Source organism: Arthrobacter sp. 05N33_2 (assembly GCF_056397425.1).
The window spans coordinates 1-13,349 of record NZ_JBFTNJ010000081.1 but is presented as its reverse complement, the minus strand read 5'-3'; the positions used below and the strand labels follow the sequence as shown (position 1 = coordinate 13,349).

Annotated in this window: 12 protein-coding genes and 1 pseudogene; 3 read left to right on the top strand and 10 right to left on the bottom strand. The window is 64.4% G+C overall.

Annotated elements, in window-relative coordinates:
* From AC1DHX_RS18790 to AC1DHX_RS18765, 6 genes and pseudogenes are all read right to left on the bottom strand, one after another.
* Window positions 1-536 (bottom strand): annotated as a pseudogene (locus tag AC1DHX_RS18790) (glycosyltransferase); the annotation flags it as partial.
* A 66-nt stretch (window positions 537-602) separates the two neighbouring features.
* Complete coding sequence (locus AC1DHX_RS18785) at window positions 603-1,493, bottom strand: ABC transporter ATP-binding protein (protein ID WP_476900345.1); 891 nt, start codon at window positions 1,491-1,493, stop codon at window positions 603-605.
* Window positions 1,480-2,433: an ABC transporter permease gene (locus AC1DHX_RS18780; protein WP_476900344.1), complete on the bottom strand. Its 954-nt coding sequence runs from the start codon at window positions 2,431-2,433 to the stop codon at window positions 1,480-1,482. Before AC1DHX_RS18780 ends, AC1DHX_RS18785 begins: the two co-directional genes overlap by 14 nt.
* The gene (locus AC1DHX_RS18775) at window positions 2,370-4,109 is read right to left on the bottom strand and encodes a glycosyltransferase family 4 protein (RefSeq protein ID WP_476860324.1); all 1,740 of its coding nucleotides are present in this window, start codon (window positions 4,107-4,109) and stop codon (window positions 2,370-2,372) included. The genes AC1DHX_RS18780 and AC1DHX_RS18775 overlap by 64 nt, the downstream gene beginning before the upstream one ends.
* On the bottom strand, window positions 4,106-5,365 hold the full coding sequence (locus AC1DHX_RS18770) for a glycosyltransferase family 4 protein (RefSeq protein ID WP_476863760.1): 1,260 nt from the start codon (window positions 5,363-5,365) through the stop codon (window positions 4,106-4,108). The genes AC1DHX_RS18775 and AC1DHX_RS18770 overlap by 4 nt, the downstream gene beginning before the upstream one ends.
* A 5-nt stretch (window positions 5,366-5,370) precedes the next feature.
* Window positions 5,371-5,748 (bottom strand): hypothetical protein, encoded by a 378-nt coding sequence (locus AC1DHX_RS18765; protein WP_476860326.1) that lies wholly within the window; start codon window positions 5,746-5,748, stop codon window positions 5,371-5,373.
* Between the two features lie 466 nt (window positions 5,749-6,214).
* Here AC1DHX_RS18765 and AC1DHX_RS18760 point away from each other — a divergent pair, with 466 nt between their 5' ends.
* Entirely contained in the window at window positions 6,215-6,721 is a 507-nt protein-coding gene (locus tag AC1DHX_RS18760) for a DUF3515 family protein (protein WP_476860327.1), read from the top strand.
* Between the two features lie 48 nt (window positions 6,722-6,769).
* On the opposite strand, the gene AC1DHX_RS18755 is transcribed toward AC1DHX_RS18760, so the two are convergent.
* Genes AC1DHX_RS18755 through murA form a run of 4 tightly spaced genes read right to left on the bottom strand, consistent with a single transcriptional unit; the run spans window position 6,770 to window position 11,064 of the window.
* Complete coding sequence (locus tag AC1DHX_RS18755; protein ID WP_476860335.1) at window positions 6,770-7,900, bottom strand: D-alanine--D-alanine ligase family protein; 1,131 nt, start codon at window positions 7,898-7,900, stop codon at window positions 6,770-6,772.
* A gap of 17 nt (window positions 7,901-7,917) precedes the next feature.
* On the bottom strand, window positions 7,918-8,967 hold the full coding sequence (locus AC1DHX_RS18750) for an NAD(P)H-dependent glycerol-3-phosphate dehydrogenase (protein WP_476860336.1): 1,050 nt from the start codon (window positions 8,965-8,967) through the stop codon (window positions 7,918-7,920).
* Window positions 8,968-8,981: 14 nt separating this feature from the next.
* Entirely contained in the window at window positions 8,982-9,728 is a 747-nt protein-coding gene (locus AC1DHX_RS18745) for a lysophospholipid acyltransferase family protein (RefSeq protein WP_476860328.1), read from the bottom strand.
* A 10-nt stretch (window positions 9,729-9,738) separates the two neighbouring features.
* Window positions 9,739-11,064 (bottom strand): UDP-N-acetylglucosamine 1-carboxyvinyltransferase, encoded by a 1,326-nt coding sequence (murA, locus tag AC1DHX_RS18740; protein WP_476860329.1) that lies wholly within the window; start codon window positions 11,062-11,064, stop codon window positions 9,739-9,741.
* A 248-nt stretch (window positions 11,065-11,312) separates the two neighbouring features.
* Here murA and AC1DHX_RS18735 point away from each other — a divergent pair, with 248 nt between their 5' ends.
* Both AC1DHX_RS18735 and AC1DHX_RS18730 read left to right on the top strand, forming a co-directional pair.
* Window positions 11,313-11,831 carry a GNAT family N-acetyltransferase gene (locus tag AC1DHX_RS18735; protein ID WP_476860330.1) on the top strand — a complete coding sequence of 173 codons (519 nt, stop codon included), beginning with the start codon at window positions 11,313-11,315 and terminating at the stop codon, window positions 11,829-11,831.
* Between the two features lie 445 nt (window positions 11,832-12,276).
* The gene (locus AC1DHX_RS18730) at window positions 12,277-13,242 is read left to right on the top strand and encodes an amidohydrolase family protein (RefSeq protein ID WP_476860331.1); all 966 of its coding nucleotides are present in this window, start codon (window positions 12,277-12,279) and stop codon (window positions 13,240-13,242) included.
* The last annotated feature ends 107 nt before the right edge of the window (window positions 13,243-13,349 follow it).

Below are 13,349 nucleotides of genomic sequence, written 5' to 3'. Positions count from 1 at the left end.
CTGTGGCCCAGGTCCGCCCGGTAACGGGGAAGCATGTTGGCATCGGTGGTAAAGACGTGGTCGAACAATCTCGCTGCGGGGAGGAAGTCCTCGTAGTGCGGCGGGTCTTCCTTGTTCCAGAAGACCGCAGGAAGTCCGGCCGCCCGGCATCCTTCCACCAATTCCTGGAAGACTACTGCGGGGCCGGCGGGGCCAGTAATTTTGCCCCGCCAGAGTCCGGCGTTGCCGGCCCAGGCGGATTCGACGACGACGAAGTCCAGTGCCTCATCGCGCAGCTGCTCTCGCCAGCTGTCCGGCCTGAGCGCCACGACTGTCCACTCGGCGGAGAATGCCGCCGCGGAAAAGTCGTCCATGATGATGCCGACACGCAGACCCGGGTTCCGCGGCTGCGCGACGTCAATGGCCGTTTCACGGAAGATCAGGTGCCGGCTGCGTCCCAAGCCGCGCCAAGCACCTTCCGCGCCGCGAACTCCGGCCAGGTTGGCCTCGTCGCGCTCGGCCGTGCTGCGGTCGAGATAGCTCTTGACTTGGGCCATGCCACCCCGACGGGCGTGCCAAAGTGCTCGGCGCCAGTACGCCGTCTTGTTTCGAAGACTCATTCRCTACCTGGACCGCTTCCAGCCGTTGGGCAGCAGCGTGGTCCGCATTTCCGGAAGGCTTGCCATCAGCTCCGCCCGGATCTGGCGGCCGTAATCGGCGTTGCCCTCGTTCATGCGCCAAATGAAGTTCCGGTATTCCTTGGCGACGTCATCCGGGGTTCCGTCCATGATGAAGTCGCCCTTGTCGATCCAGATGGCGCGGTTGCACATGCCCGTAATTGTCCCGAGGCTGTGACTGACAACGAACACTGTTCCGGCCTGGTTGGTCACGTGCTCCATCCTGGCCTTGGAGCGATCTTTGAACTGGGCATCACCGGTGTTGAGCGCTTCATCGATGAGCAGAATCTCGGGGTCCACGGCAGCGGCGATGGCAAAGCGGAGGCGCGCCCCCATGCCCGAGGAATAGGAGTTCATCGGGTGGTAGATCTCGTGCTCCAGCCCGGACATCTCGACAATGTCATCGAACTTGGCATCGATTTCTGCGTGGCTCATGCCCATGGCCAGGCAGCCGAGCCGAATGTTCTGGGCACCGGAGATGGAGCTGATCAGTGCCGCGTTGACACCGAGCAGGATGGGATTGCTCGCGGCGTAAACAGTGCCGGAATCGGGAATGATCAGACCCGCAAGCACCTTCATCAGGGTGCTCTTGCCCGAGCCGTTGYGGCCAATGACCCCAATGGAGTCGCCTTGGTTGGCCACGAAGGAAATCTTGCTCAACGCCTTGGTCTTCACCACGGAGTCGCCGCGCCGGGGCGCGCGAAGCCTCTTCAGGACCGAGGTCCGGGCATTAGTCCGCCCGGGGGTTTGGTTCTTGGTCCGGTAGACCACCGAAACGTCGTCTACTACTACTGTCGGCTCGTTGATGTGGCCGCCGGACACCTCAGACACGTCCATAGCTTTCCTCTCCGCGCCAGAAGACAAAGAGTCCGGCCGCTACCGACCCCAGAGCCCACAGCCCCAAAACCGCCCAGGCCCGCCAGGACGGTGTGGTGTCATAAAGAACCGTGTCACGGATGACCTTGATGACCTGGAAGACCGGGTTGAAATCCATGATGGTGCGCATCACGGGATACTTGCCGAAGCGGCTCTCAGCAAAGAAGACCGCGGAGACATACATCAGGAAACGAATGAGGAACGAGAGCAGGTGGCTGAGGTCCGGTATTTTGAGCAGTACCGGTGCCAGCAACATGCCAATCCCCAGGTTGAACAGGAATTGCAGCAGGATCGCCGGAATGATCAGGAACCACCGCCACGTGATTTCCTCGGCCGGCGCCGTAAAGATGACGAAGAGCAGCATGACGATCGTCACGGGAATGTTAGAGAGGAGCTCGCGCACGTTGACGGCGATGGGCAGAGACGCACGCGGAAACTGGAAGGCACGGATCATTGATGTATTACCGGTGAGCGACTTGGCTCCGCCAAGGATGGACCGCGTACTCATCTGGAACGTAAAGACGCCAATGATCAGGTAGCCGATGAAGTTGTCAATGCCTTTGCTGGTGCCCAGGAACACGCCAAAGATCAGGTAGAAACTGAGACCGTTCAGGACTGGCGTCAAGACAAGCCAGGCGGTTCCCAAATGGGTCTTGTCGTGGCCGCTCTGCACCCTGGCCCGGGCATCGAACAGGATGAAACTCCGACGGTCMCACAACTGGACCAGGTAATCCAGGAAATCGGGCCGCTGGCCCACCTTGGTCAATCGGACAAGGTTAATGGGCACAGAGACGGTCGGCGCCTTGGTCTGTTCCGCTTCCGTCTTTTCCTGGATGCTCATCTGATAGTCACTCCCAGCATTTCCAACTCTCTTGCCAGGGCAACCGCGTTGGCGGCCCATGTTCTTTCCTGCAACACGCGGTCCCTGCCGGCGGCGCCGAATCGTGCTGCGAGCTGTGGATCCATAAGCAGTTCCCGGATCGCGACGGCGAATGAGGCAGGGTTTCCCGCCTCCCCTAAAAGGCCGGTCACGCCGTCTTCGACGATTTCCGCCAACGCAGGCAGGTCGCTGGCCACTACGGGCCGTGCGCAGGCCATGGCTTCCACCGGTTTGAGCGGTGTCACGGATCGCGTCACCTCCAGGTCCTTGCGCGGCACAACGAAAACATCCAGCGCCTGATGGCACAGGGCCGTCTGGCTCCGAGGCACCCGGCCTGTAAAGGTGATGCGGTTGATGAATCCGCTCCGCTGCGCCTGAATCTGCAGCGATGGCATGGAGGACCCGTCACCTACGATCAGGAGACGGAGCTGAGGCATGTCCGCCGCGAGCAAAACAAACGCGGCGAGGAGGTCCTCGATCCCTTCATAGGGTACCAAGCTGCTCACGGTGCCGATAAATTGCGCGTCTTCTGCGAGACCGAGCTCACGCCGGGCACTGGCCTTGTCCAGCGGCTCGGTAAGGAAGTCACCGCCAACGGCGTTGGGGGCAATGAGGACCTTGCTGTCCGGGATCCCGGCTGCAACGATGTTGGCCTTCATAGCTGTCCCGAGCGTCAGCACGAGATCTGCATCCTGCATGACTTCCGTTTCCCGCGTCTGAAACAGCCGGTACTTCTCGCTGCTCCGGGCGTCGGGTCCGCGAGTGGAGGCCCATGTGTCGGCCAGCTGGCCGCGGACCTCGTAGACCCAGGGAATCCCGAGGGCCTGGGCCACGGCCCGCACCACCAGTCCGTTGACGTAGTGCGTGGTGGTGTGCAGCACGCTCGGCTTGAAGTCCAAGGCCACGGCCAGCAGTTCCTCCGCCTGCTGCTGCAGCCGAGCGTCAATGGACTGGGCCATCGTGCCCGGCAGGAGCCGCCGGTACCGGATCCCGTCCACGGTGTCCGTGGATTTTGCGAGGAGTTTACCGACCTGCACGGGGTAGCCCATCCTGGTGACGGCAAGCACGTCCCAGCCGGCTTCCTGCTGGGCCAGCAACGTCGAGTGGGAGCGCTGGGCATAGCCGCTGGCGGTGTGCGGCAGCGAGTTCGTAAGTAGATGAAGAATCCGGCCGGGAACCGGTTCGTAGGGCCGGCGTTCCAGAGAGGGCGATGCGTCCGTCAGGATGGCCGCCTCAGCAGCCAGGCGGGCACGTTGCCGCTGTCCCGCCGCGCCTGAGCCATGGAGGGCCTCGACCGCGCCGCTGACGTCGCCGTCATACCAGAGGCGACGTGCCCGGGCCTGATTGAGGCGCTGCGCCGTACTTGCCTTGGCCAGGAAATCGTCCGATAACGCCGGGAGGTTCGCGGCGAGGGCGACGTCGGCAAGGCGTCGCGCCCGCTCCCCCTCGACGGAGCCGTCGGCAGCGATGCGCAGCCGCCGTTCGACGTCGGCGTCGTCACCGGCGGCGAGTGCGGCAAACAATACGGCCGCGGAGGTGGAATCCTTCGGGGCCAGGTGGCAGAGGCGTTTCGCGAGGGGAAGCACCGCCGAGGGCAGCCTGCGCGAAAGTTGCAGGAACAGGATGACGGGATCGTCAGTCAAGTGCTGGCGGACCACGCTCTGGGCCAGATGCACGTTCTTGAGGAGCTGCATCATCGGCTAGGGCCGGTTTCCGCGAGCAGTTCGGTGATGACTTCCATGTAGCGGCTGGCGAGTTGCTCGTACTCGGCGTTAGCTTTGACCCACTGGCGGCTGTCGCCGTTGCGAACCAGGCGGCCGCGGTCGGCTGCCAGTTCGCGCCATAGTGTGGCCAGCGCTTCCGGGTCGCTGGCCACGATGTCGCCGGCCTCGGCGTCCGAGACGATTCGCGCCGCTTCTCCCTTCACTACAGCGGTGATGTGCCGGCCGATTGCCAAAACTTCATAAGTCTTGGACGGCACAGTGGTCTCAAAGGATTTCCAGTCGTCCCGCAGGGAGACGATGCAGGTGTCCGCCGACGAGTAGCGTTCCAGCATGGCGTCCCCGGTCAGTGGCGGGTGGAACGTGACAGGAGCCTTCAGCTCACGTGCCAGCTTCTCGAGCGCTGGCCTCTGGGTGCCGTGGCCCACCATGTGCAGGTGCATCGAGTCCCCCACCAGTGCACTGGCACGGATGGCGACATCGAGTTTTTGGCTCTCGCCGTGGTTCCCCAGGTACAGGGCCTCGAATACGTCCCGTTCCGGTTCAGGTGGCCCCACGACCGGAATGGCGTCCAGGTGCACGCCGTTGCTGACGGTGGCGACATTGCGGACTCCGCGCGAACGCAGCGTGGCCGCGAATCCCTCGGTCACTGTGACCACGAGGTCTGCCCGGTGCTGGACGAAGTCCACCACGTGCTCCACAATGCTTTTGACACTGCCTTGGACCAGGCGGGCGTCGCGGGCCAGGTCCGGCCACGCATCGCGCATTTCCACGATCAGCGGGACGCCGCGCATTTTGGCCAGGGCGTAGCCGGCAGCCAGCGAAGGCAGCCCCGGAGCGGTGACAATGACGACGTCGGGCTTGCGGACCATCATCCCAGCGGGGACGGACATGAAGGCGGAATAGCACTGGTCAACTAGCCGTGCGGCGCGGGAGTTGCCGTGGCGCAGGTAGGGGACGTGGAGGATTTTTTCGGTGAACTGGCCGTTGCGCAGCCGGAACGGCCTTCCGGCCATCCAGCGCGGGAGGGCCCGCCGGCCGAAGGGATAGTGCGCCACCGGAGTCACGACGTCGACATCCCAGCCGGAGTGCGTGAACTCCTTGATCATGGCAGTCCAGCGCCGCTGCGGCGGGCTCTGCTCCGGCCAATAGGAGTGGGTGATCAGCGTGATCTGCAGGCCGTCATACTTGGATTTGGGCGCTGTACATTCCACCAGGGCTTCATCCTGCACGGGCGTCAGGACTTACCGGTCCGGGGGACGCCGGTGGCCTTCTTCGAACCGATGAACCGGAAGTAGGCAAAGCCAAGTCCCAGCAGGACCAGCACGGTGATGGCCTGGACGGCCAGGGGGCTTCCGGTAGCAACGGCCACGGCGGCCTGAACTTCGGACTTCACCATGACCGGCGGCTGAGTGGGCGTCGCGATGACAGCGGGAGCCGTGGACTGCGCCGGTGTGGGCGTAGGTGTTGGGGTCGGGGTTTCCGAGGGGGTTTCCTCGACGACGGGGGCCGGGACGACAGGCACCGGGACGACTGGTGCCATGACGGGCGGCGCTTCGATGACGGGCGCAGGCGCCACGACGGGCGGAGCCGCAGGCACTACGGGCGGAACCACCGGCGCCACGGTTTGTACCGGCGAAGGCGGCGTCTCCACCGGCGGTACGATGACAGGTTCGCTCGGCGGAGGGTTCGTCGAGGGGGGCGCTGTGGGCGGCGGTTCAGTAGGCGGCGTTGCCGGAACGGTGGGAGTGATTACCGTTGCCGGTTCTGTTGGTGCGTTGTCATCGGCATTTGCGGCTGTCGCCGTGCCCATGACTGAGCCGGCGAGGATCAAAGCTCCCAGCCCCACGCGTATAGATTTTTTTCGGCTGCACGACGTCATCGACAGTCCCTCCCCCACAGTGCGAGATTGAATCAGGTGTGCGTTATGCGGCCAACACTAACGTCCTTGTCGGCAGAGCCCCACTGATGCACGAGGTCCCAGTCTACTCGATGGTAAGAGTCAGCCTGTTCCTAGAGATGCTACCTTTACTCCACAAACTATGGCGATAGCGCCACGCGGGCCGGGTTAGGCTGGATGAATGCTCCAGTTCAGCCGCGTCGTTTCCGCGCGCTTTCCCCTTATTACCGCGGTGGCGGCCGCCGCAGCCGGCCTGGCCTTGACCTCGTGTTCCCCGGTTGTCGACGTCACACCGGCTAAGGATGCCGCGAACGCGGCCTGCGCGCCGATGATGCTGGCCCTGCCGGACGCGATCGGCGATGCCAAGCTGCGGAAGACCAACGCACAGGCCACTGCGGCCTGGGGCGATCCGTCCCAAGTGATTCTGCGCTGCGGCGTTAACGTTCCCGGACCCACGACGGACCGCTGTGTCAGCGTCAACGACGTCGACTGGGTCATCAAGGAAGGCGACCCCGTGTGGACGCTGACCACGTTCGGCCGCGAACCGGCCACGGAGATCCTGATGGATCCGGACAAGATCAGTTCGGCCACCGTGCTGGCGGACCTCTCCGCCGCCGCGCTGAAGATCCCGGCAACCCGGAAATGTGTGGGTCAAGAGGATCTGCCGAACCTCCCCACCAGCAAGTAGGCCCGGGCAGGCACATCCGCGCCCGCCCGGTTCTAGCGCAGCACGGTTCTAGCGCAGGCCGGTCTTTCGGTGCAGGGCCAGGTGGATCAGCTCGTCAATCAGGTCGGCGTAGCCCAGTCCTGAGGCGTTCCACATCTGCGGGTACATGCTCTTAGGCGTAAACCCGGGCATGGTGTTGATCTCGTTGATGATCAGTTCGCCATCAGGGGTGTAGAAGAAGTCAACCCGGCTCAGTCCCTCGCCGCCGACGGCGTCAAAGGCGACCGCGGCCAGTTCCCGGACACGGGTGATCGCTTCTTCGGGGAGGTCGGCCGGGCAGCTGAGGGCAGCGGCGTCGTCCACATATTTGGCGTTGAAGTCATAGAATTCGTGGCCGCCGCCCGCGACGGAGATCTCACCCGGCATCGACGTCCGGGGAGCATCGGTCCCCCGGCCCTCCAGCACGGCACATTCTATCTCGCGGCCCGTGATGCCGGCCTCGATGACCAGCTTGGGGTCGTGCTCGCGGGCGATCTCTATGGCGGCGTCGAGGCCCTCGAGGGAGTCCACCTTGGAGATTCCCATGGAAGACCCTGCCCGGGCCGGCTTGACGAATACCGGGAAGCCGAGCTGGTCCACGCGCTTGCGGACGGTCTCGGGATCGTTGCGCCACTGCCGGTCMGTCACRGCRATGTAGGGTCCCACGTGGAGCCCGGCCGATTCAAAGACCACCTTCATGAAGTGCTTGTCCATGCCGACGGCGGACGCGAGCACGCCCGCTCCCACGTAGCGGGTGTCGGACAGTTCCAGGAGGCCCTGGATGGTGCCGTCTTCGCCGAAGGGCCCGTGCAGCAGCGGGAAGACGACGTCGACGACGCCCAGCTCCTGCGGGACGGTGTTCGGGGCTGCGACGATCAGCTGGTGCTCGCCGCCGATTTCGGCCAGGGTGACCGTCTGCGCCGAGGGGGCCACCTCGGGCAGCGACGAGGCGGAGAGCGACCACTCGTCGGTTCCGCCGGAGGCCAAAACCCACTGGCCGGTCTTGGCGATCCCGATCGGGATGACGTCGTACTTGTCCTTGTCGATGGCGCCCAGGACGCCGGCGGCTGTCACGCAACTGACGGCGTGCTCGCTGGAGCGGCCGCCGAACAGCACCGCCACCCGGGGCTTGGGCTGGCCCGTACGGCCTTCTGTGGTCATATTGTTCTCTGACACTCTCAGTGATCGCCTTCGGGTTTCAGGTCCCGGGACAGCAGCAGCGGCCCCAGTTCGTCTACGGACAGTTTTCCGGCAAGGACCGCGACGACGGCGGCCGTGATCGGCATATCGACGCCGAGCTTTCCGGCAAGTTCGTGGACCGCCTGGCTGGACTTGATGCCTTCGGCCGTTTGCTTCATTTCGGCGGTGACCTGCTCGAGGGTCAGCCCCTTGCCCAGCAGCCTGCCGGCCGTGTGGTTTCGGGACAGCGGGGAGGAGCAGGTCGCCACGAGATCGCCCAGGCCTGCGAGCCCCGCCATGGTCCGGGCTTCGCCGCCAAGGGCGAGGGTCAGCCGTGAGGTTTCGGCCAAGCCGCGCGTGATGACGGAGGCTTTGGTGTTGTCCCCCATCTTCTTTCCTTCGCAGATTCCCACGGCCAGTGCGATCACGTTCTTGACGATGCCGCCGATTTCGACGCCGATCACGTCGCTTGTGGTGTAGGGGCGGAAGTAGGGGGCAGTGCAGCTGCGGGCGATCCAGCCTGCCGTGATCGGGTCCGTGCAGGCCACCACCGATGCTGTTGGCTCCTCCCGTGCGATCTCCATGGCCAGGTTGGGGCCGGAAACCACGGCGACCCGGTCGGCAGGCAGGTCCAGCTCCGCACTGATGACCTCGCTCATGCGGGCATCCGTGTGGAGCTCGAGGCCCTTCATCAGGGACACCACGACGGCCCCAGGCGCCAGATGCTCCTTCCAGGCCTTCAGTTGCGGCCGCAGGGTTTGTGCCGGCACGGCCAGAATGACCAGCTCCGCGCCCGCCAGGACCTCGGAAACGTCCTTCGACGCCGTGATGCTGGCCGGCAGCGTGATGCCCTTCAGATACTGCTCGTTGCGGTGCATGGTATTGATCTGGTCCACGACTTCGGGCCGCCGGCCCCAGAGGCGGATATTTCGTTCGACGCCGGAGGCTGTGGCGGCGTCGGCCACGACCTTGGCGAAGGTCGTGCCCCAGGAGCCTGCCCCCAGGACGGCCACTGTGGCGGCGGACCCGGATTCGCGGGCGGCCGACATCGCCAAATCCGCCGTCACTCTGTGACGTCCGGGTCTATACGGCCGTGCGTTGGCTGGTTGTGCGCCGCCGGGTTCCAGCGTTGCGCGGGCGGTTGTTCTCCACGCAGTCCCGCCAGGAGGCCGGTGATGGCGTCCATGATGGCATTCGTGGCTGCGTCGAGCGTCGCCTTGTCCAGCGGGTGGCCCTCAAAGGCGCTTAGGTCCACGGGATCCCCGACCACCAGGCGGGACGTCTTGCGGGGGAAAATGTAGAAACGTTTCGCATACCGAGGGAAGACCTCTTGGGCACCCCAGTGGGCGATGGGCACCACGGGAATACCGCTCTCGAGTGCCATCCGCGCGGCACCGGTGTGCCCTTTCATCGGCCAGAGTGCCGGGTCCCGGGTCAGGGTTCCCTCTGGGTAGATGATAATCGCCCCGCCTTCGTTCACGATCTCTTTGGCGAGTTGCAGCGAACGGTTCGCCCCCGTCGTCGAACGTTCCACCGGGATCTGCTTGGTGGAGCGCAGGACGGCGCCAAGGACCGGCACCTTGAAGAGGCCGGCCTTGGCGAGGAAATGCGGCATCCGTTTCTGGTTGTAGAGCATGTGCCCCACCACCAACGGGTCGATTTCCGTGCAGTGGTTGGGCGCGGCGATGAAGCCCCCGGCGGGGAGCTTTTCGAGGCCTTCCCACTTCTTTCCCATGAGGAGGTTCATCACGGGCCGGATGATCCCGGCGACTGTCACGAACGTGACGTGGCTCTTGGCCGATTCCTTCACGGGTCCCCCGCTACTTGGCCGAGGTGATGTCGAAATCGGCGCCGAGGCCCGCGAGCTTCTCGGTAAAGCGCTCGTAGCCGCGGTTGATGATGTCGATTCCCGTGACGCGGGAGGTGCCGGTGGCGGCCAGGGCGGCAATGAGGTGGCTGAATCCGCCGCGCAGGTCCGGGACGTCGATGTCGGTGCCCTTGAGCTGCGCCGGACCGGAGATGACGGCGGAGTGCAGGAAGTTGCGCTGGCCGAARCGGCACGGCACGCTGCCGAGGCACTCGCGGTGGACCTGGATATTGGCGCCCATGCGGATCAGTGCATCGGTGAAGCCGAACCGGTTCTCGTAGACGGTCTCGTGGACAATCGAAACGCCCTCGGCCTGGGTCAGTGCGACGATGAGCGGCTGCTGCCAGTCCGTCATGAATCCGGGGTGCACGTCTGTTTCGAGGACCAGGGGGTTGAGCTTGCCGCCGCGGTGGTAGAAGCGGATGCCGTCGTCGCCGATGTCCATGCCGCCGCCGACCTTGCGGTACGTGTTCAGGAAGGTCATCATGTCGCGCTGGGTGGCGCCTTCGACAAAGATGTCGCCGCGGGTGACCAAGGCCGCGGAAGCCCATGAGGCGGACTCGTTGCGGTCCGAGAGGGCGCGGTGGTTGTAGCCGCCGAGGTCCCGGACGCCTTCGATGCGGATGGTGCGGTCAGTCTGGACGCTGATGATGGCGCCCATCTTCTGCAGCACCGCGATCAGGTCCACGATTTCCGGTTCGGTGGCCGCCCCGGAGAGTTCGGTGATGCCTTCGGCGCGCGTGGCGCTCAGCAGGACCTGCTCGGTGGCGCCCACGGACGGGTAGGGCAGCGCAATCTTGGCGCCCTTAAGCCCGTTGGGCGCGGAGATGTGGATGCCGCCGGGACGCTTTTCCACGACGGCGCCGAACTGACGCAGGACATTGAGGTGGTAATCGATCGGACGGTCGCCGATCTTGCAGCCACCCAAGTCCGGGATAAAGGCCTCACCGATGGCGTGGATCAGCGGCCCGCACAGCAGGATCGGGATGCGCGAATCGCCGGCGTGGGCGTCGATGGCCGTACTGGACGCGGTCTTGGCGCCCTTCGGGTCAAGCGTCAGATCGCCGGTCAGGGGACCCTTGTCCACCCTGACRCCGTGCAGCTGGAGCAGGCTCGTGACAACCTCGACGTCCTTAATTTCAGGCACGTTGCGCAACACCGATGGCTCATTGCCCAAAAGGGCGGCAACCATGGCCTTGGGGACAAGATTCTTGGCCCCGCGAACGGTGACGCGGCCAGTTAGCGGGACGCCTCCGCGGATTGTCAGAACACTACTCATATACCGGTTTCCTCACGACTACTCGCCCCCAAATCCTTACAAAGGCTCCAGCTAAGCATAGGAGCATCCGTTACCGATCTGAAATACGGAGCGGTTCCAGAGGCCCCGTGTTGGCCCTTTCGGCACGGATGCGGCGGCGCTTTCGGGCCTGCGGACGTTGCATCGGGTGGGCGTTGAGGGTTTGCCCGTTGAAACGAGGACCGGACCGACTCCTGCGAAAAGGAGAACCCTTCGAATACGATCGTGTGATGCCTCGCCTTATCGCTCCGGACGTCAGTTATCACACCTCCTGGCTGGAGGGATCCGCCGAATTTGACGGCGCCCACCGGGACGGCGCGGGTGCGGAGGACTGGCCACTTGAAGAACTCGAAGATGACCCGTCGTTCCGCCGCTTCGTCGACGCCCTCGTCAACGATGCCCGGCCGGAGAGCCCGAGGAAACCAGGGTACGTACCCTGCACATACCTGTGGATCGTGGACGGTGACACTTTCCTTGGCTCACTGGCCATCCGGCACGAGCTGAACGATTTCCTTCTCAATCAGGGTGGGCACATCGGCTACAGCCTGAGACCCTCCGCACGGCGCCGCGGCCACGCAGCTGCCGCCTTGGCCAACGCCCTGCCAATTGCCAGGGAGCTGGGCATCGCCCGAATTCTCCTCACTTGCGATGAAGATAACGCCGGTTCCCGGGCCACAATCGAAAAGAACGGTGGCGTCTACGAAGACAGCCGCAACGGCAAACGCCGCTACTGGGTCGTGCCTGCCTAACCGGAAGCACAAGTAGAAGGAATCTCAATGCTGTTGTCAGTGGATTCCTGAGGCCTATGGCTAGGGGCCGAGGCACTTGGCGGTCGTAGTTCCGGGATAGGGTTTGCGCGTTTTGCTGTTGCTCATGGATTGTTCCTTTCACGTGGGCGGGGCGGCACCTGTTCATGTGTCCTTCAGGACGTTCATTTATGCGCTCTAGCCTCTGCCGTCACCTGTCACCGCGCCCCCGGACGCGCGCTGACCACGGACAACCAGCAGGGCGGCTAAGAGAACGGATCCCAGCGCCCGCGGCCTTGGTACACAGGAGTTCGACGAGCACCCAGTGACGGTCTAGCTCAGTCCCACGCACCGTTCGGCGGTCTGCTCAGGGGTCGGATTTGCGAGTAGATTGTTCACATCCGCTGAGGGCCCGCATATCGGCGAAACGACGTGGACAAGGATCCGGATGGGCCGGCCGTACCGCATTGACACTCACCAGCACATCGTTCCGCCCGGGTATGCGCGCTGGATGCTTGAAAAGGGCATCCGCCCCGGCGGCATTGGCCTGCCGTCGTGGTCCGAGCGCTCAGCGTTGAAGTTCATGGACAGGCACGACGTGCAGACCGGCATCTTGTCCCTGTCCACTCCCGGCGTGTACTTCGGGGACGCTGCGGAGGCACGGCGGCGGGCGCGGGAGATCAACGAATACTGTGCAGAGGTGGTCGCGGCCCGGCCTGAGCGGTTCGGGTTCTTCGCGACGCTCACGCTGCCGGACGTGCAAGGCGCCCTGGCGGAGGCCCAGTACGCCCTGGACACCCTGCTCGCGGACGGGGTCGTATTGCTGGCCAACAACGCCGGCCGCTATCTGGGCGATCCTGGCTTTGAGCCTCTGCTGGAGTTCCTGCACCACCGGCGGGCCGTAGTGTTCGTCCACCCCGCTGAACTGCCCGGTCCGGCGGTGCCGGGCATACCCGCCTTTGCCGCAGATTTCATGCTCGACACGACCCGCACCGCTATCAGCCTGATCCTGTCCGGTGCGATGGAAAAGTTCTCGGGAATCAGGTTCATCCTGGCCCACGCGGGCGGCTTCGTGCCTTACATCGCCTACAGGATCCTGCTGACGATGCTCAACGATAAGGACCTGGCCCTCAGCGCACTGGCGGCGCTGGGAGATAAGAAGCAGTCCATCTTGCGGCGGTTTTATTACGACGTGGCCCTATCCGCCAGCCCGGCGGCCCTGCCCAGCCTGCTCGAGGTAGCTGACCCGGGCCGCATCACATACGGAACTGACTTCCCGTTCGCACCCTCTGCGGCGATCGATTTCCTGAATATGGAGTATGAGAATTATCCGCTGGACCCATCGGTGCGCGCGGCGATAGACCGCGGCAATTCCGAGGCGCTTTTTCCCCGGCTGAGGCCTGAGCAGACTTAGTTCATATTGTGCGCGTTGCGCTCCCCGGCAGGAGGGGTTCCGGTGGAGGACGGGTGACCCCGGTGGAGCGGGCACGTACGATCCGCAGGAAAGAACCTGATTGTCAG